This window comes from Achromobacter sp. MFA1 R4 (genome assembly GCF_900156745.1).
GTDB lineage: Bacteria > Pseudomonadota > Gammaproteobacteria > Burkholderiales > Burkholderiaceae_B > Achromobacter.
In genome coordinates, this window is the sequence record NZ_LT707065.1 from 4,183,433 (window position 1) to 4,200,680 (window position 17,248).

Here is a 17,248-nt window from a genome sequence, read left to right on the forward strand (position 1 = left end):
CGCGTGGCGCCGACCGTTTTGCCAGCCGGCACCGCAGGGCCTATGCTGCGTGAGTGCCGGGCGCCATCTCCTTACAAAGCCTGACATTCCAGCCGCGCGCCGCGCCCCTTCGCGCAGGCCGCTTCTGATACAGTCGTCGTCGTTTTTTTGTAGGAGGTTCCATGGATGAGGCCGTAAAAGAGTTCTATGTCTGGGCGCCCAGGCTGATGGATATGGGCATCAATCTGCTCGTCGCCCTGTTGATACTGGGCATCGGCTGGTGGGTGTCGTCGCTGCTGGGCGGCTGGGTCCGCCGGGCCGCCACGCGGTCCCCCAAGATCGATCCCACCATCGTGCCCATGTTCGCCACGACGGTGATCTGGGCGGTGCGCATCTTCACCGTGATCGCCGTGCTGGCGCGGTTCGGGGTGCAGACGGCGAGCCTGATCGCGGTGCTGGGCGCAGCCGGCCTTGCCGTCGGCCTGGCGTTGCAGGGCACGCTGCAGAACATCGCCGCCGGCATCATGCTGCTGATCCTGCGTCCCATCCGGGCGGGTGAATACATCGCGCTCAGCTCGGGCGCCGATGGCACGGTCGAGGAAGTGGGCCTGTTCCTGACCCGCCTGATCCAGGGCGATGGCATCCATCTCACGCTGCCCAACAGCACGGTGTGGAACGCCACCATCACCAACTACAGCCGCAACAAGACGCGGCGCCTGGACATCCCCGTGCCGGTCCGCTATGGCGACGACCTGGACGCGGTGGTCAAGAAGCTGCAACAAATCGTGGATGCGCGTCCCGATGCCTTGAAGGATCCGGCGCCGCAGGTGAAGGTATTCGATTACAAGGAAAACGGCGTCACGGTGAACGTGCGCGTGTGGGCCGAGTCGAGCAAGTACTGGGACCTGCGCTGGGACCTGTACCAGGAGATCCGCCGCTCGCTCGAAGAGGCCGGTTTCCAGGCGCCGATTCCGCTGCGCGAGATCCAGAATCCCAAGGCCGGCGCGGCCGCAAGCTGATCGCGGCGTCATCGCGATGGCCACGAAAATGGGCGCTACGGCGCCCATTTTCTTGCGTCTTCGCCGCGCGGCGTGCGCGCCGCGAAGCCTGCCGGCAATCCGGCAATCAGGCCGGCGTGGCCAGCCGGGCCAGTTCCGATTTGATCCAGCCCGCGATCTCGCGCTGTCGCTGCGCGGGCATGCGGTCGATGATGGCGGTGACGCTGACCGCCAGCAGCGGTGCGCCATGCGCGTCCAGCAGCGCGCAGCCCACGCCCAGCGCGCCGCGCACCGCGTGGTTGCCCACCACGGAATAGCCGCGCGCGCGGGTGTTTTCAATCAGGCGGAACATCTCCTGCGGCGTCATGCCGCCGTATTCGTCCAGCCTGCCCGAGTTGCGCTCGACGATGCCGCGCGCCAGGTCGTCGGGCAGCGCGGCCAGCAACGCCATGCCGCCCGAGCCCACGCCCAGCGGCTGGCGCTTGCCGGCGTAGGTGGCGAGGATTTGCACGGGATAGCTGCCGATCTCGCGATGCAGGCTGATCGAATCGTCCTCGTCGCGCACCACCAGGAACACGGCGTCCCCGGTGCGGTCGGCCAGGCGGCGCAGCACGGGCAGGAGCTGCCGCACGCGCGGATCGCGCGAACGCGTGTCCGGATCGACGGCAAGCTGGGCGCGATATTTCTTGGTGCCCGCCACCGGCAGCACCAGGCCCGCATCGAGCAGGGCGGCCAGCAGGCGGTAGATGGTCGGACGCTGTATGCCCGTCAGGCGGGCAATGTCCGTCACGCTCAGGCCGTCCGGCCCCTGGTCTCGCAGGGCGGCCAGAACCGCCAGACCGCGCCGCAACGTGCGTGGGCCCGCGGCCGCGGTGTCGCTGTCTTGCATGCAAATCTCTGAAAACTAAGGGTTATCAAGGAACGGACAAGGGAAAACCATCGTCCGTAGGGTGGACTCTACCTTGATGCAAACCGCGTGTATAGCGCAGAATGCGTCCATCCAATAATTCAAATCGTCCATTTAATGGACAGTACCTGCACGGAGACTCTATGACTACAGGTCAAAAGCCTGGCCTGCGGCGTATCGCCGCCACCCTTCTGGCCACCGCCGCAAGCGCATTTGCAATGGGTTCCGCCCACGCAGCCTATCCCGACAAGCCCGTCCGTATCGTGGTCGGTTTCTCGGCTGGCGGCACCACGGACGTGATCGCCCGCATCATGGCCAAGGAACTCACCGAGACCCTGGGCCAATCTTTCGTGGTCGAGAACAAGCCGGGCGCCGGCAGCAACATCGCCACCGATTACGTCCAGCGCGCCGCGCCCGACGGCTACACGCTGCTGTTCGTGGCCGTCACCAGCGCGATCAACCAGACGCTGTACAAGAACGTTTCGTTCGACCTGACCAAGGACTTCGCGCCTGTCGCCCTGGGCGCCAAGGTGCCGAACATCCTGGTCGTCAATCCCCAGGTTCCCGTCAAGTCCGTGAAGGAACTGGTGGACTACGCCAAGAAGAACCCGGGCAAGCTGGCTTTCGCCTCGTCGGGCAGCGGCACCTCCATCCACATGGCGGGCGAGCTGTTCAAGATGAAGGCGGGCATCGACGTGCTGCACGTGCCCTACAAGGGCAGCGCCCCGGCCATGACCGACCTGATCGGCGGCCAGGTGCAGTTCATGTTCGACAACATGCCGTCCGCATGGCCGCATGCCCAATCGGGCAAGCTGCGCGCCCTGGCTGTGACCACCAAGGAACGCTCCACGAGCGCGCCTGACCTGCCCACGATGCAGGAATCGGGCTTTGAGGGCTTCGACGTGTCCTCCTGGTTCGGCCTGCTGGCTCCCGCCGGCACGCCCCCGGAAGTGATCACCAAGCTCAACGCCGCCATGCAGAAGGCGCTGGACAATCCTGCCGTCAAGACCAGCTATGAAAAGCTGGGCGCCGTGGGCGTGAAGACGACGCCGGCCGAATTCGGCCAGTTCATCAAGTCGGAAGTCGATGGCTGGGCCCCCGTGGTCAAGGCCTCGGGCGCCAAGGTGGACTGATACACGCCGCTGCCGGGTGAAACACCGGCGGCACGGTTTAGTACAAAGGGACGGGCATATTTGCCTGTCCCTTTTTATTTGTGCGCCGGCCGCTCCTGGCTTGCTATTTCTTATTTCTTCTTGGCCGCGTTCAGCATCGCCGTGCAGACGCCGCGCATCATGTCCACTTCGTCGCGCGTCAGCGACAGCCGGGAATACAGGTGCCGCATGCGCGGCATCAGCTTTTTGGGGTGGGCCGGATCCAGGAATTGCACCCCGACCAGCGCTTCTTCCCAGTGCGCGAGAAACGCCTGGACCGCCTCGCTGGAGGCCGGCGCCGCTCCGCGCGCGGGTTCCTGCGCGGTGGACCTGGGCAGCAATTCGGCCCCGGCATCCGCCAGCAGCGCATAACGCACCTCCCAGGCGGCCAATTGCAGCGCCTGGGCGACGTTCAGCGAGCTGTACTCGGGGTTGGCGGGGATATGGCAGATGCGGTGGCACAGCGCGATCTGGGCGTTCGTGAGCCCCGCGCGCTCGGTGCCCAGCACCACCGCGGCCACGCCTTCGGCAGTGCCGGCCAGGTGCTCGCAGGCCAGGTCGGCCGCCTGGCGGATGTCGCAGGGCGGAGGACCCAGGTCCCGGACTCGCGCGGTCAGCGCGAAGGCCAGGGTGACCGGCGCCAGCGCTTCTTCCAGCGTCGGGTAGATCCGGGCGTTCTCCAGCACGTCCAGCGCGCCGCTGGCCAGCGCCACCGCCTCCGGCTGGGTTGTTACATCCGCGAATTTGGGCTCCACCAGGACCAGTTCCGAGAAGCCCATCGTCTTGATCGCGCGGGCCGCGGAACCGACGTTTCCGGGGTGGCTGGGGTTCACCATTACGAAGCGAACACGTGAAAATGCTTGAGTCATTTAAAATGGCACGTTTGGCTTCGTGCCTTCCTGGTTTTTTGGGTCGATTTCCCCGTGGGGGCGACGGCGCGCCGGGGGGCGGCAAGCGGCCTACCATCAAGCCAACTCATCGCATACGTACGGAATTTTATGCACCCGATGCTCAATATCGCCATCAAGGCGGCCCGGCGTGCCGGCACCATTATCAACCGTGCCAGCATGGATTTGGAACGACTCAGCGTGGCACGCAAGGGGCCGCGCGATTATGTCACGGAAGTCGATCGCGCCGCCGAGGAGTCCATCGTCGAAACGCTGCATGCCGCCTATCCGGACCATGCCGTGCTGGGCGAGGAATTCGGACTGCAGGGTCCCGACCAGGCCGAATTCCAGTGGATCATCGATCCGCTGGACGGCACCACGAACTTCATCCACGGCCTGCCCAACTACGCCGTGTCGATCGCGCTGACGCAGCGGGGACAGGTCACGCAGGCCGTCATTTACGACCCCTCGCGCAACGAACTCTTCACCGCCAGCCGCGGCAGCGGCACCTTCCTGAACGACCGCCGCGTGCGCGTCTCGGGCCGCACCCGCTACCATGACGCGCTGCTGGGTGCCCACTGGCCCAACGCCGGCGATCCCGAAACCGGCTCGCAGCGTTTCCGCCAGATGGCCGAAGGCGCCACCGGCGTGCGCCGCCTGGGCTCCACCGTGCTGGACCTGGCCTACGTGGCCACCGGCCGCCTCGACGGCTTCTGCGGCGTGGGCCTCAAGCCCTGGGATCTGGCGGCGGGCAGCCTGATGGTCCTGGAAGCCGGCGGCCTGGTTGCCGACTTCGACGGCGAGCAAGGCTGGATGGACAGCGGCAACGTGCTGGCCGCCAGCCCGAAGATCTTTACGCAGATGCTCGCCACGCTGAATCCGCCGTCCGCGGCCTGATCGGCGCCACGCAATGCAAGAACCGGCCGCGAGGCCGGTTTTTTTTTGATAGTGGCAGTTGCCCTCAGGCGCCGCCGCCCTGCGCGATCAGTTTCCCATCCGGCAGCACCATCCAGGCGCGCACGCCCAGCGCGCGCACGAGCGTCTCGATGCGCGCCAGCGGCATGTTCGAGAATGCGGTGGACAGCGCATCGGCCGCGGTCGCCGTGGATGCCATGACCGACACGCTTCGATAGCGCGGGCTCGCGCGGCCGCTGTGCGGGTCGAAGAGATGCGAATGGCGTCCCGCGGCGTCCAGCGGCGTGCCGTAGCCGCCGGACGTGGCCAGCGCCTGGTTGCTGACCGGCACCTGCGCCAGGATCCGGTCCGGCGACAGGGGGTCCGCCAGGCCGACCCGCCAACCCTCGGCACGGGCCGACGCGTCCAGGCCGCGAATTTCGCCCAGGTCGACCAGCGCCCGCTCCAGGCCGGCGCTGCGCAGCAGGTCCGTCACGCGGTCGGTGATGTAGCCCTGCGCAATGCCGTTGAGCGTCAAGGCCATGCCGGGCCGCAGCCGGATGCGCTGCGGATCGACGTCGATGTTCCGGTACGACACATGCGCCAGCGCGCGCGCCACGTCGGCCGGCGCGGGGCCGTCTGGCGATGCGCCGGGCTGTGCGAAGTGGTCGGCGTACACGCGCCACAGCGGTTGCACGGACGGGTCGAAGAGTCCGTCCGTGACCTCGGCGTAGTGCCGGCTTTCGCTCAGGAGCCGCACCAGATCGGCGGGCGGGGCGGCCAGGAACCCCTGGCGGTTCAGGATGGACAGCGCGCTGTCCTCGCGGTACAGGCTGAACACGCCCTCGAGCCGGCGCAGCTCTCGCAGCGCCCGGTCGATGAGCTGTTCGGCGGCCCGGCGGTCCGGATGGTACAGGCGCAGTTCCGCGTCCGCGCCCAGCGCCACGCCCTGCCAGCGCGTGGGCGCGATGGCGGCGTGCGCGCGGCGCAGCAGGGAAGGGGCGAGCGCCAGCACGGAGGACGCGGCGACGATGCCGATGAAGCGGCGGCGGTTGGGATGGGTCATGGCGTTATCGATCGGAAGATGGGAAAGGCGCAATGGGCGCGGCGAAGGCCGATGGCCCTACTGCGCGAAAACGTAGTCCTCGGGCACGTCGGCAAAGCGCACGACGCGGCCGCCGTGGGTCTGGGCAAAGGCCTGCGCCTGGGCCGGGTCCGAGAACGGCATGGCGTCTTCGGCGCCCATGCCGCCGACGAAGCTCGAACCGATCACGTAGAAGGCCAGACGCGCCTCCACCCAGACCCGCAGATCGGCGGCGCCGTCGGGGCCCGCGGCAGCCATGTCGTTGACGTAGATGGCGGCCAGTCCCTTGGGTTCTTCCGGCAGCAGCGTGTAGGCGAACACCTGCTTGATGGACGAGAACCACACGGGCGCGGCGCGTCCCTTCACGAATATCTGGCCTTTGGGCCCGGCGTGGTCCTGCAGCGTCATGCCGCAGTAATGGCCAACGGCGTCGGCGCTGACGGCCTGCGGCGCGGGCGGCGGCGCGGCGGTGTCCTCGCCGCCGCAGGCCGATAGCGCCACCGCCAGGACCAGCAGGCTTGCCAAGCGTTGCGGGGTCATAGCTGTTTCCTCCGGAAGCAGACGGCCGCCAGCCCGAAGGGCACCGCGATCCACAGCAATTGCGCCGCCACCAGCAGCGGCAGCGGCAACTGGGCCTGGTCGCTGACGCCGGCCATGCCCGAGTACATCGATATGTTCTCGAACCCGGTCAGGTTCAGCAGCCGGTACACGTCGGACGGATTGGCGAGCAGCAACGCATTGAGCAGGCCCGGCGTCACATGCCGCCCCTGGTCGGCGGCCAGCACGCCCAAGAGGCCCATGTCGTAGATGACGACGAAGAACAGCCACACGCCCAGCGCGATGCCCGCCGCGGTGGCGCGCTCGCGCACCAGCGTGCTGATGAGGTAGCCCATCGCCAAGAAGCTTGCGCCCAGCAGCACGCTGGCGCCGATCAGCATGGCGAAGGGCCGCCAGGCGCCGGCGTCCATGCCGCCATAGACCCATTGCAGCGCCAGGCCGGCCGACCCGTAGCCCGCGCCGGTGGCGATCGCCAGGATGGCCAGGTGTCCGATGAACTTGCCCATGATCACCTGCCCGCGCGACACGGGGTAGCTGAGCAGGAGCGCCATGGTGCCGCGGTCGACCTCGCCGACGATGGCGTCGTACGCCAGCAGCATCGCAATGAGCGGCACCAGGAAAATGGACAGGCTGGACAGGCTGACCACCGTGACGGTCAGCGGGTCGACCTTGACCGCGCCCGTGGGCGCGCTGCCCAACAAGCCCAGCGCCAGGGCCAGCGCGGCCAGCAGCAGCGACGTGGCCAGCACCCAGCGGTTGCGCAGGCCGTCGCGGATTTCCTTGCCGATGATGGTGCTTACCGCGTTCATGCGTCCTCCCGTTCAAGCAGGTGGGCGTAGATGTCATCCAGGCCGGGCACCTGGATGTCCAGGTCGCGGATGGGCGAGGCGATGGCCCCGATGCTGCGGATGGCGTCCACCTTGTCCGCCTCGTGGCACAGCAGTTCGTAGCGGCCGGGTTCGACCGGCCGCCACGCGGGGGAGGGGGCGGCAGCGCCCGGTTGGCAGAGCGACACGCTGATGCGGATGGGCAGGCCGGTATCCCGCCGCAGCGCCGACATGGCGCCGTCGGCGATCTTCACGCCGGCCTTCATGACCACGATGCGGTCGGCGTGGCCGGCCAGTTCCGACAGAGCGTGGGTGCTGAGCAGGATGGTCGCGCCGCTGGCGCGCAGCTCGTGCACGATTTCATAGAACGTCAGCCGCGACGCGGGGTCCAGGCCCGTCGTGGGCTCGTCGAATAAGAGGATGCGGGGTTCTCCCAGCAGCGCCTGCGCCAGCGCCAGCCGCTGGCGCATGCCCTTGGAGTACCCGCCGACCCGCCGGTGCGCGGCGCTGGATATGCCCACTTTTTCAAGCAGCCCTGCATTGCGCGACAGCGGCTGGCGCTTGAGCCGCGCGTAGAACGCCAGCGTCTCGGCGCCGGTCATGGCCGGGTGCAGGGCCACTGTTTCGGGCAGGTAGCCGATGCGCGCGCGCTGCCGGGCGGCCGCGGGGCTGTGGGCGTCGTGCCCAAACAGCATCACGCGGCCCTGCGTGGGACGGATGAGGCCCAGGATCAGCTTGATCAGCGTGCTCTTGCCCGCGCCGTTGTGACCGGCCAGCGCCACGCATTCGCCTTCGCGCAGGTCCAGGTCCAGGACGCTGACCGCGCGGTGGGCGCCATAGTGTTTGCTGACGCCGGACAGCGTTACCAGTGCATTGCTCATTGGAGTACCTCGGCGCGTTTCGCGCCGTTCTGCCGGGCGGGGTTCATCAGCGGCGCGCTGTCGATGACGCCTCCCGGCAATATCGCGGGGAACTGCGACTGCGCCCAGCGCACCACCGAGATGGCCGGGCTGTTGAGCAGGATGCGCGCCGCCGGGGCGCGCCACAGCAATTGGTCGACCACGTCGTTCGGGCGGTAGGCCGTGTCGGCGATGCCGTCGCCATCCAGGTCGAAGGCCGTGTTGTCGCTCCAGTAGTTGCCGCGTCCCTCGTCCGACCACTCCAGCACGCGCGTGCCCACGTACTTGACCTGGTTGCGGTTGTTGATGAACGCGTTGCCGGAGATCCGGTTTCCCTCGGAGCCCGCCGTGAAGTGGATGCCGATGTCGCAGTTGGAGAAATGGTTGTCCGCAAAGCGGTTCTTGTTGGCGTTGTAGATGAATACGCACTTGCCGGCGCCATCCACGGTATTGCCCGAGATGTCCGAGTTGTTGGCGTAGTTCATCATCAGGCCCTGTTCGACGTTGTCCAGCGCCACGTTGTCCGTGACGACGAGCCGGTGCGAATACATGATGGCGTAGCCGATGTCGTTGCGCGTGGCCGCGTTGCCGCTGATTTCGCTGTCGTTGGTGTACATGTAATGCACGCCATAGCGCAGGTCATGGAGCCGGTTGCCGATGAACCGGTTCTGCTTGCTGGTGTTCACGAAGATGCCGTCGCGGCCGGCGGAGATGTCGTTGTCGACCACCGCGCTGCCCGGCGTATTCCACAAGGACACGCCATTGCCGCGCTCCGCCACGCGCAACTCCTGGTTGCCCACGATGCGGTTGCCGCGCACCAGCGCGTCCCGCGGGCCCCACACGTAGACGCCGAACAGGTTGTCCAGGATGTCGTTGCGTTCCACCACGGCGCGGTGCGCCGTACGGTCCAGGAAGATGCCCGCGTCCATCGCGGGCAGGTCCAGGCCTGAGCGCGTGACGGTCAGGTTGCGCAGCGCCACGTCGGCGGCCTGCACCCACAGCGTGCGTCCGTTGCGCGTGCCCTCGATGATGGCGCTGCGGTCCCGCGGTCCTTCCAGGGTCAGGGGCTTGTCGATGACGATGGCGCCGGCGTAGGACCCCGGCGCCAGCCGCAGCGTGTCGCCGGGCTGCGCCGCGGCGACGGCCTGCGCCAGATCCGCGCCCGCCTCGATTTCAATGGTGGCCGCCGCGGCGGCCCCGTGCAGGGCCGGCCCGAAGCCCGCCAGCACGAGGCCAACCGCGGCCCGCACCGCGCTTCGCAAGGTTGCGATGACAGCCATGGATCTTTACGCGGATTTCTTGGGATGCACGATCATCTGGCCGGACATTTCCATGTGCAGCGCGTGGCAGAACCACTGGCAGTAGTACCAGTACACGCCCGGCCGGTCGGCCTTGAACGTGACGGACGAGGTGGCCTGGGGCCCGATCTCCATGGCGATGCCGTGGCCTTCCAGCGTGAAGCCGTGCGTCAGGTCTTCGATCACCTCCATGTTGGTCACGAACACCGTGACCTCGTCGCCCTGGTTCACCTCGAACTGCTTCAGGCTGAACATGGGCGCGACGGCCATCATGTATACGCGGACCTTGTTGCCGTCGCGCACCACCTTGGCGGCGTCTTCCAGCGTCACCCCGTCCTTCTTGGCGATCTGGCGGGCGTCTTCCCACATGGGGTCGTCGCGCTTCCAGACGCTGACCGGGTTGATCTTGGAACGGTGCACCAGGCACATGTCGTGCGGCTCGGCGAAGCTGGGGCCGTCATGCACGAGCTTCATCTCGTCGCCCGAGATGTCGATGAGCTGGTCGTTCTCGGGCTTGAGCGGACCCACGTTCAGGAACCGGTCCTTCGAGAACTTGTTCAGCGACACCAGCCACTTGCCGTCGGCTTCCTTGGTTTCGCCCATCGTGGAGTGGTTGTGGCCCGGCTGGTAGTGCACGTCCAGCTTCTGGATGATCGGGTCGACCTTTTCGCCCTGGTAGGCGCGCTTGGCCTTATCGATGTTCCACTTGACCATCTGGCTGTCGATGAACAGCGTGGTGTAGGCGTTGCCGCGGCCGTCGAAGGCAGTGTGCAGCGGGCCCAGCCCAAGCTGCGGCTCGGCCACCACGCAATCGCGCGGCTTGATCTTGTCGGCGAACAGGTCGTCCAGCTTGCGCACGTCGATCACCGTCACCGTGGGCGACAGCTTGCCGTTCAGCATGAGGTGGATGCCGTCGGGCGCGGCGTTGCAGCCGTGGGGCGAGTTGGGCACCGGGATATAGCGCGTGTACTTGGAGCCGTGGCGGCCGTCCACGACCGGCACGCCGCCCATCGTCTTGAAGTCGCCGTCCTTGATCGCCTGTTCGATGCGTTTGAGGTTGAAGACCACGACCCAGTCCTGCTCGTTGGCCGACATTTCCTCGACGGTCACGCCCTTTTCCGAGTTGTAGCAGGTGGCGAAGGAGTACTTGCCCTGGTAGTCGGCGTCGCCGTTGTCCAGGTTGCCGTCCACCAGCACCTGCCAGGCGACCTTCATCGTGTCGCCGTCGAGGGCCGTGTAGACGGCGAAGAAGTTCTTCTTGGGATCGTCCAGCACCTTGCCATTGTTGGGCAGCGGCGAGATGTGCTCGCCGTTGGCGAACACATAGCCGGTGCGCGGGTAGCGCTGCGGGCGCAGGCCGTGCACACCCGACACGTTGGGTAGTTCGGTGATCTTGTCGGTCTTCATCACGTCCAGGCGGATCCGCGCCACGCGGTTGTTCGCCTTGTCGTTGATGAAGAGATAGCGCCCGTCGTAGGTCTGGTCGGTGAACGACAGATGGGGGTGGTGCGCGTCGCCGTTGGGAAACACGCCGCCCTTGTCCTTCAGGAATTCGCGCGTTTCGGGCGTCAGGCCTTCGGTCAGGATCTTGCGGCTTTCGTTGGTGCGGCCCCATCCGGTCGCGCTGCACTGGTTGAACACCGGAATGCGCACGAGTTCGCGCATGGAGGGCAGGCCCAGCACGCGGACCTCTCCGGACTGGCCGCTGGAGTTGAACGCGTAGTACTCGTCCAGCTCGCCCGGCGCGACATGCCCCAGCACGCCGCCGCCGGATTTGCCCTCCTTGCCGTGGGCGGTGGGAATCTGCGCGCCGGCCACGAGGCCGGCCGCGCCGGTGATGGCGGCGGTTCCCAGGAAGCTGCGGCGGCTGAGGCCGGCTTTTTCGGGGGTCTTGTCGGTCATGGATAACTCCTGGTTTGTGACGGCGCGGGGCGCCGCGGTACGGAAACCGTGTTTCACGATTCCGGGTTGGGGCGATTCGCCGGGGTCAAGCTGGGCATGCGGTGCAGCACGACTTCCTGCACCGCCGGCTCGGGAGGCGGAGCCGGGCGCCGCTCACGCCTGGACCGTTTCTGGATCAGGTGAGGGCACTTCTCCTGGTGGTGGTAAAGCATCTGGCAGTGCAGGCATTGGATGCACTCGTTCGGATTGATCTCGCCGGACGGGTCGATGGCCTGCACGGGGCATTCGATGTTGCAGCGTTGGCAGGGATTGCCGCAGTCGCGATAGCGCTTGAGCCAGTTGAAGATGCGCAGGCGGGCGGGAATGGCCAGCGCGGCGCCCAGCGGACAGAGGTAGCGGCAGAAGAAGCGCTCGATGAACAGGCCCGCGGCCAGCAGCGCGACGGCGAACAGCACGAAGGGCCAGTGGCGCACGAAGCGCAGGATGATCGCTGTCTTGAACGGCTCGACTTCGGCGAGCTGTTCGGCGACCGCCAGGTCATACAGCGAGAACCCGAAAAGAAGGAGGAAGATCACGTACTTGAGCGTGGACAGCCGCTGGGCCACGCCATGGCGGATCTTCAACTGGCGCACGCCCAGGCGCCGCGCGATGCGATTGGTCAATTCCTGCAGCGCGCCGAACGGGCAGAGCCAGCCGCAGAACGCGCCCCGGTTCCAGAACACCATGGAGATGGCGGTGGCGCACCAGAGGATGAACACCAGCGGGTCCATCAGGAAGTATTCCCACCGGAAATCGGTGCGCAGCGCGGAAAAGAACGTCAGCACGTTGACGATGGACAGTTGCGCCTGGCCATACCAGCCGATCCAGAACAGCGCGAAGGCCAGGAACGCCAGGCGCAGCCGGTCGTGCAGCAGGGGGCGCGCGGTGAGCTGGTCCTGGAAGAAGAAGATGCCGACGAGCACCGACAGCGCCACGGTCAGGATGGCGATCTGGCCGGCCTTGCCTTGCCAGATCTGCTTCCACAGGGCGGGCTGGGCGGCTTCGGCTTCGGCTTCGGCTACTGCTTCGGCTTCCGCTTCCCCGGCCGGCGGGGCGGTGGGCGCATCGGCGGCCGCGGCCTGCACCGGCGTGGGGCCGGCGGCGACGGCGCGGGTATAGGCCGCGGGCAGTTCATAGGGCAGGTCGAACGTGACGAAGGCCTTGTCCGAGACGCTCAGCACGCGCTGCACCATGAGCTGCAGGCGCCAGGGCTTGACGGGGTCCAGCGCAGCGTCCTCGGGCACGACGAAGAGGGCGACCTCGCGCAGCGCCGGCGCGCCCGCGGCGCTCACGTCCGCCAGGCGCTGGTGGTTGCGGTCGCGGAAGCGGAAGGCGCTTTCGTCCTGGACGACCTCGATGCGATCGAAGATGCCGCCCCGCACATAGCCCGAGCCCTTGAACGAATACAGGCCATTGCCCGCGACCAGCACCGCCTGCTGTCCGGGCTTGAGCCGTTCCTTCAGGCGCTGCCAGCCGGTGTCGCCCAGCAGGCTGCGGCCGATGGACGGCGCGCTGACCAGCGCGGCGTAGAGGTCGATGAAGGTGTCGTCCGGGCCGCCTTCGCCGTGCTCGGCCGCGTCCTGCCGTCCCGAGCGCAGGAACGCCTGGTTCACGTCTTCGGGCGTGAGCCGCAGGTTCTTGACCGCGCCCGAATCGAGCAGTGCCTGCCAGTTCTGCACATCGTTCCTGTCTTCGTCCAGGACGCGCGCGGCTGCGGGCGGCGCGGTCTGGCGCGGCGCGCCCGCCTTGCCGATGCCATGGGCGCGCGCCACCGCGATGGCCGAGCGGGTGATGGTGTCGCCGATCACCATCAGCGTGACGGTGGCGCCGCTGACGATATCCACGGGCGGCGGCGCGCCGTGGCGCGGCGGGGCATCGACGAAGTTCAGGCCCACGTAGCCCTGGATGAAATGGTCGACCTTGGACTGCGGGATGCCGATCAGCACGATGGGCTCGTGATGCTCCACGAGCTTGGCGCCCACGATGCGCCCGTCCGCCGCCAGGCCGACCAGCACGTCGATCGGCTTGCTGGAATAGCCCCGGGTGTTGACCACGTCGGTGGTGAGGTAGACCAGGCCCAGCTGCCGGTTGCCCGCGTAGACGCGCGCCGCCGCCGGTTTGCCTTCGACGGGGCCGGTGCGGTCGGCGCCGGGGAACACCTCGCCGATGGGCGTGGCCGCCAGGAACTCGCGCAGGCGCTGCGCCTGCGCGTCCTGCGCGACGGCCAGACAGGAAAGCCACATCGCAAGCAGCGCGGCCAGCAGGCATCGAGCGAACCGGTTGTTTATGGCTGTCGTTGTGGATGTTGCCGCTGCCGTTGCTGCCGTACTGCCGCGCATGCTGAACTCTGCTTGTCGTGTTTGCGTGCAGGCATCCTACGAACATGCAACAGGCGGGGGATTGCGGTTTGTCAATCGCGCCATTTCAACGGCGAATACCCCTACGAAACGTAGGGGATGTTCCGGATTTTCCAGTGAAATGAGGGGGGAGGCTTGATGAAGGTCAAGGGCGCCGGAGCAGGGCGCTCCTACACTGGTCCGCGGCGGCAACGGCGTCTGCATATGGCTGGCGCAAGTGCATCGACCGCTGTGTCATCGGAGAAATTCATGCTGGCAAAAGCCACCCTCGCCCTCCTTCTTTCTGCCACCAGCCTGCCCGTGCTGGCCGCGCAATGTGAAGCCACCGTCGAAAGCAACGACGCCATGCAGTTCAACGTCAAGGAAATCGTCGTCGACAAGAGCTGCAAGGAATTCACCGTCAACCTGAAGCACGTCGGCAAGATGGCCAAGGTCGCCATGGGCCACAACTGGGTGCTCACGAAGGAAGCCGACAAGCAGGGCGTCGCCACGGATGGCATGGGCGCCGGCCTGGCCCAGGACTACGTCAAGGCGGGCGACACCCGCGTCATCGCGCACACCAAGGTCATCGGCGGCGGCGAATCCGACTCCGTCAAATTCGATGTGTCCAAGCTCGCCGCAGGCGAAAACTATGCGTTCTTCTGCTCCTTCCCCGGCCACTGGGCCATCATGAAGGGCACGCTGAAAGTCGGCGCCTGATTCCCCGACAAGGTCTGTTGAGCCAAGCACGAGCCGGCCGGGGGGCCGGCTTTTTCTTGCCCGCCGCGCCGGCCGCGGACCCTGCGCGACCCGCCGCGCCTGGCCGTGTTCAGGCGCTTGCAAGCCTTAGTCCTTACGGCGCAAAGCCGCTGTCCATCAGGCTTACGGACGGGATGCGTCACCGGCATGTCACGGATTTTCCATGTACGATTACCGGTCGTGTAACTTCTGGAGCTCCTGATGGAGTGGCTGCTGGACCCCGCTGCGTGGGTCGGCTTGCTTACCCTGGTCGTCCTTGAGATCGTCCTGGGCATTGATAACCTGATTTTCATCGCCATCCTGGCGGACAAGCTGCCTCCCGCGCAGCGCGATCGCGCACGCATCATGGGCCTGAGCCTGGCGCTCATCATGCGCCTGGGCCTGCTGTCGGTCATGTCATGGCTGGTCACGCTGACCACGCCGCTGTTCAACATCGGACCCCTTTCCCCGTCTGGGCGCGACCTGATCCTCATGGTGGGCGGCCTGTTCCTGCTCTTCAAGGGCACCATGGAACTGCATGAACGCCTGGAAGGCGGCGTGCACGCGGGCTCTTCCGGCCCGCGCGTCTATGCCAGCTTCTGGGTGATCGTCACGCAGATCGTGGTGCTGGACGCGGTGTTCTCGCTGGACTCCGTCATCACGGCGGTGGGCATGGTGGATCACCTGGCCATCATGATGATTGCGGTCGTGATCGCGATCGGCATCATGCTGCTGGCGTCCAAGCCCCTGACGCGCTTCGTCAACGCCCACCCCACCGTGGTGGTGCTGTGCCTGGGCTTTTTGCTCATGATCGGGTTCTCGCTGCTGGCCGAAGCCTTCGGCTTCAAGGTCCCCAAGGGCTACCTGTATGCCGCCATCGGTTTCTCGGTGGCCATCGAGGCGCTCAACCAGGTGGCCCGCCGCAACCTGCTCAAGCTGGACGCTCGCCGCCCGATGCGCGAGCGCACCGCCTCCGCCGTGCTGCGCATGCTGGGCAAGCGCCCGCCCGCCAGCGACGAGCCCGACCTGCCCCATGCCGACGGCCCGGCCGTCCAGGCCTTCGGGGTGGAAGAGCGCAACATGGTCAGCGGCGTGCTGACCCTGGCGGAACGGTCCATCCGATCCATCATGACGCCGCGCACGGACGTGTCGTGGATCAACATCGACGACGATCCCGACAACATCCGCCGCCAACTTACCGACGCGCCGCACAGCTTCTTTCCGGTCTGCCGCGGTTCGCTGGATGAGGTCGTGGGCATCGGGCGGGCCAAGGACCTGATCGCGGACCTCATCACCGAGGGCCGCGTGCGCCGCAACCGCCTGCGCGATCCCATCATCGTGCACGAGTCCATCGGCATCCTGCGCCTCATGGACACCCTCAAGCGCTCGCGCGGCCAGCTCGTGCTGGTGGCCGACGAGTTCGGCGCCATCGAAGGACTGGTGACGCCCATCGACGTCTTCGAGGCGATCGCGGGCGAGTTCCCCGACGAAGACGAACTGCCCGACATCGTGGCCGATGGCGACAATACCTGGAAGATCGACGGCGCGGCCGACCTGCACCACGTCGAGCAGGTGCTTGAAACCGAAGGCCTGGTCGATGACGCCCAGGACTTCTCCACCCTGGCGGGCTATCTGCTGTCGCGCTTCGGACATCTGCCCAAGCCGGGCGACGTCTGCGAATATACGATCCATCACCAGCATTTCCGCTTCGAAGTCCTGGAAATGGATGGCCGCCGCATCGCACTGGTGCGCGTGGAGAAACGCCCCGACGAGCATTTCTCCGACGAAGCATCCCTCGCCAACGACTAAGACAGACTCATACAGAGAGAGAACCTTGCCCGTGACAGAGAACGCGCTCTATCTGATCAAAGCATTCATCCTGGGTGTCCTGGAAGGCCTGACGGAATTCATTCCCGTGTCCAGCACGGGCCACCTCATCCTGGTCGGCGACTGGCTCAATTTCGATTCGGGCGACGGCAAGGTGTTCGAGGTGGTCATCCAGCTCGGCTCCATTCTTGCGGTAATGTGGGTCTTCCGCGCCCGGCTGCTCAAGCTGATCCGCGGCACGCTGACCGGCGTGCCCAGCGAGGTCGCCTTCACCCGCAACCTGCTGCTGGCCTTCCTGCCGGCCGCGGTGATCGGCGCGATCTTCATCAAGACCATCAAGTCGGTGTTCTACCACCCGGCGGTGGTGGTGGTGACGCTGGTCCTGGGCGGGCTGATCATGCTGTACGTCGAACGCCGCACCCGCCACACGCCCGGCGACGTGCCGGGCGCCTCGGACGACACCGCGTCGGACGAGCGCGCGTCGGCCCACACGCTGGAACAGATCACCTGGAAGCAGGCGCTGGGCGTGGGCGTGGCCCAGTGCTTCGCGATGATTCCCGGCACTTCGCGGTCGGGCGCCACCATCATCGGCGGCATGATCGCCGGCATCCAGCGCAAGACGGCCACCGAGTTTTCGTTCTTCCTGGCCATGCCGACCATGCTGGGCGCCGCGGCCTACGACATGTACAAGAACTTCGGCCTCCTCACCCAGCACGATCTCTCCGGCATCGCGGTGGGTTTCATCGCCGCGTTCCTGAGCGCCATGGTGGTGGTCCGCGCCGTGCTGCGCTTCGTCGCCAACCACACGTACCGGGTGTTCGCCTGGTACCGGATCATCTTCGGCGGCATCGTGGCCGCCTGGATCTTCACGCGCTGATCGGGGCCCGCCGCGGCGGGCGCCAAAAGAACGAGGGCCGCTTTTCC

General features: G+C 66.8%; 15 protein-coding genes. 6 read left to right on the top strand and 9 right to left on the bottom strand.

Translation table 11 applies throughout. From position 1 onward, the window contains the following. Nucleotides 1–161: 161 nt before the first annotated feature. On the top strand, nucleotides 162–998 hold the full coding sequence (locus BXA00_RS19195) for a mechanosensitive ion channel family protein (RefSeq protein WP_076520038.1): 837 nt from the start codon (nucleotides 162–164) through the stop codon (nucleotides 996–998). 106 nt (nucleotides 999–1,104) lie between these two features. Here the strand turns inward: BXA00_RS19195 and BXA00_RS19200 are convergent, their stop codons facing one another. Beyond that, a complete protein-coding gene (locus BXA00_RS19200; protein WP_076520039.1) occupies nucleotides 1,105–1,866 on the bottom strand; it encodes an IclR family transcriptional regulator in 762 nt (253 codons plus the stop codon). A gap of 161 nt (nucleotides 1,867–2,027) precedes the next feature. On the opposite strand from BXA00_RS19200, the gene BXA00_RS19205 reads away from it, so the two are divergent. Next, nucleotides 2,028–3,017, top strand: coding sequence for a tripartite tricarboxylate transporter substrate binding protein (locus BXA00_RS19205; protein ID WP_076520040.1), 990 nt, complete (start codon nucleotides 2,028–2,030; stop codon nucleotides 3,015–3,017). A 110-nt stretch (nucleotides 3,018–3,127) separates the two neighbouring features. Here BXA00_RS19205 and BXA00_RS19210 read toward each other — a convergent pair whose 3' ends face one another. Next, on the bottom strand, nucleotides 3,128–3,904 hold the full coding sequence (locus BXA00_RS19210) for an RNA methyltransferase (protein ID WP_076520041.1): 777 nt from the start codon (nucleotides 3,902–3,904) through the stop codon (nucleotides 3,128–3,130). A 129-nt stretch (nucleotides 3,905–4,033) separates the two neighbouring features. On the opposite strand from BXA00_RS19210, the gene BXA00_RS19215 reads away from it, so the two are divergent. After that, a complete protein-coding gene (locus tag BXA00_RS19215; RefSeq protein WP_076520042.1) occupies nucleotides 4,034–4,819 on the top strand; it encodes an inositol monophosphatase family protein in 786 nt (261 codons plus the stop codon). Between the two features lie 64 nt (nucleotides 4,820–4,883). Here BXA00_RS19215 and BXA00_RS19220 read toward each other — a convergent pair whose 3' ends face one another. Genes BXA00_RS19220 through BXA00_RS19250 form a run of 7 tightly spaced genes read right to left on the bottom strand, consistent with a single transcriptional unit; the run spans nucleotide 4,884 to nucleotide 13,666 of the window. Beyond that, nucleotides 4,884–5,882: an FAD:protein FMN transferase gene (locus tag BXA00_RS19220; RefSeq protein WP_076520043.1), complete on the bottom strand. Its 999-nt coding sequence runs from the start codon at nucleotides 5,880–5,882 to the stop codon at nucleotides 4,884–4,886. 57 nt (nucleotides 5,883–5,939) lie between these two features. Continuing rightward, complete coding sequence (locus tag BXA00_RS19225) at nucleotides 5,940–6,440, bottom strand: nitrous oxide reductase accessory protein NosL (protein WP_076520044.1); 501 nt, start codon at nucleotides 6,438–6,440, stop codon at nucleotides 5,940–5,942. Then, complete coding sequence (locus BXA00_RS19230) at nucleotides 6,437–7,267, bottom strand: ABC transporter permease (protein WP_076520045.1); 831 nt, start codon at nucleotides 7,265–7,267, stop codon at nucleotides 6,437–6,439. Before BXA00_RS19230 ends, BXA00_RS19225 begins: the two co-directional genes overlap by 4 nt. Beyond that, complete coding sequence (locus BXA00_RS19235) at nucleotides 7,264–8,166, bottom strand: ABC transporter ATP-binding protein (RefSeq protein ID WP_076520046.1); 903 nt, start codon at nucleotides 8,164–8,166, stop codon at nucleotides 7,264–7,266. Before BXA00_RS19235 ends, BXA00_RS19230 begins: the two co-directional genes overlap by 4 nt. Beyond that, nucleotides 8,163–9,464 carry a nitrous oxide reductase family maturation protein NosD gene (locus BXA00_RS19240; protein ID WP_076520047.1) on the bottom strand — a complete coding sequence of 434 codons (1,302 nt, stop codon included), beginning with the start codon at nucleotides 9,462–9,464 and terminating at the stop codon, nucleotides 8,163–8,165. The genes BXA00_RS19235 and BXA00_RS19240 overlap by 4 nt, the downstream gene beginning before the upstream one ends. Nucleotides 9,465–9,470: 6 nt before the next feature. Beyond that, on the bottom strand, nucleotides 9,471–11,384 hold the full coding sequence (gene nosZ / locus BXA00_RS19245) for a TAT-dependent nitrous-oxide reductase (protein ID WP_076520048.1): 1,914 nt from the start codon (nucleotides 11,382–11,384) through the stop codon (nucleotides 9,471–9,473). Nucleotides 11,385–11,437: 53 nt separating this feature from the next. Next, nucleotides 11,438–13,666, bottom strand: a complete 2,229-nt coding sequence (locus tag BXA00_RS19250) for a NosR/NirI family protein (RefSeq protein ID WP_076520049.1) — start codon at nucleotides 13,664–13,666, stop codon at nucleotides 11,438–11,440. A 363-nt stretch (nucleotides 13,667–14,029) separates the two neighbouring features. On the opposite strand from BXA00_RS19250, the gene azu reads away from it, so the two are divergent. The 3 genes from azu (at nucleotide 14,030) to BXA00_RS19265 (ending at nucleotide 17,201) form a co-directional block, all read left to right on the top strand. Beyond that, a complete protein-coding gene (gene azu / locus BXA00_RS19255; protein WP_076520050.1) occupies nucleotides 14,030–14,479 on the top strand; it encodes an azurin in 450 nt (149 codons plus the stop codon). A gap of 240 nt (nucleotides 14,480–14,719) precedes the next feature. Continuing rightward, nucleotides 14,720–16,306 (top strand): TerC family protein, encoded by a 1,587-nt coding sequence (locus BXA00_RS19260; protein WP_076520051.1) that lies wholly within the window; start codon nucleotides 14,720–14,722, stop codon nucleotides 16,304–16,306. 31 nt (nucleotides 16,307–16,337) lie between these two features. Then, entirely contained in the window at nucleotides 16,338–17,201 is an 864-nt protein-coding gene (locus tag BXA00_RS19265; RefSeq protein ID WP_076522010.1) for an undecaprenyl-diphosphate phosphatase, read from the top strand. Nucleotides 17,202–17,248: the final 47 nt, after the last annotated feature.

Bases quoted from the DNA above. Each gene is read 5' to 3' on its own strand.
- BXA00_RS19235 (WP_076520046.1), bottom strand. From the start codon at position 8,166: ATGAGCAATGCACTGGTAACGCTGTCCGGCGTCAGCAAACACTATGGC.
- BXA00_RS19220 (WP_076520043.1), bottom strand. From the start codon at position 5,882: ATGACCCATCCCAACCGCCGCCGCTTCATCGGCATCGTCGCCGCGTCC.
- nosZ (WP_076520048.1), bottom strand. From the start codon at position 11,384: ATGACCGACAAGACCCCCGAAAAAGCCGGCCTCAGCCGCCGCAGCTTC.
- BXA00_RS19250 (WP_076520049.1), bottom strand. From the start codon at position 13,666: ATGTGGCTTTCCTGTCTGGCCGTCGCGCAGGACGCGCAGGCGCAGCGC.
- BXA00_RS19210 (WP_076520041.1), bottom strand. From the start codon at position 3,904: ATGACTCAAGCATTTTCACGTGTTCGCTTCGTAATGGTGAACCCCAGC.
- BXA00_RS19240 (WP_076520047.1), bottom strand. From the start codon at position 9,464: ATGGCTGTCATCGCAACCTTGCGAAGCGCGGTGCGGGCCGCGGTTGGC.
- BXA00_RS19205 (WP_076520040.1), top strand. From the start codon at position 2,028: ATGACTACAGGTCAAAAGCCTGGCCTGCGGCGTATCGCCGCCACCCTT.
- BXA00_RS19230 (WP_076520045.1), bottom strand. From the start codon at position 7,267: ATGAACGCGGTAAGCACCATCATCGGCAAGGAAATCCGCGACGGCCTG.
- BXA00_RS19215 (WP_076520042.1), top strand. From the start codon at position 4,034: ATGCACCCGATGCTCAATATCGCCATCAAGGCGGCCCGGCGTGCCGGC.
- BXA00_RS19195 (WP_076520038.1), top strand. From the start codon at position 162: ATGGATGAGGCCGTAAAAGAGTTCTATGTCTGGGCGCCCAGGCTGATG.
- azu (WP_076520050.1), top strand. From the start codon at position 14,030: ATGCTGGCAAAAGCCACCCTCGCCCTCCTTCTTTCTGCCACCAGCCTG.
- BXA00_RS19260 (WP_076520051.1), top strand. From the start codon at position 14,720: ATGGAGTGGCTGCTGGACCCCGCTGCGTGGGTCGGCTTGCTTACCCTG.
- BXA00_RS19200 (WP_076520039.1), bottom strand. From the start codon at position 1,866: ATGCAAGACAGCGACACCGCGGCCGCGGGCCCACGCACGTTGCGGCGC.
- BXA00_RS19225 (WP_076520044.1), bottom strand. From the start codon at position 6,440: ATGACCCCGCAACGCTTGGCAAGCCTGCTGGTCCTGGCGGTGGCGCTA.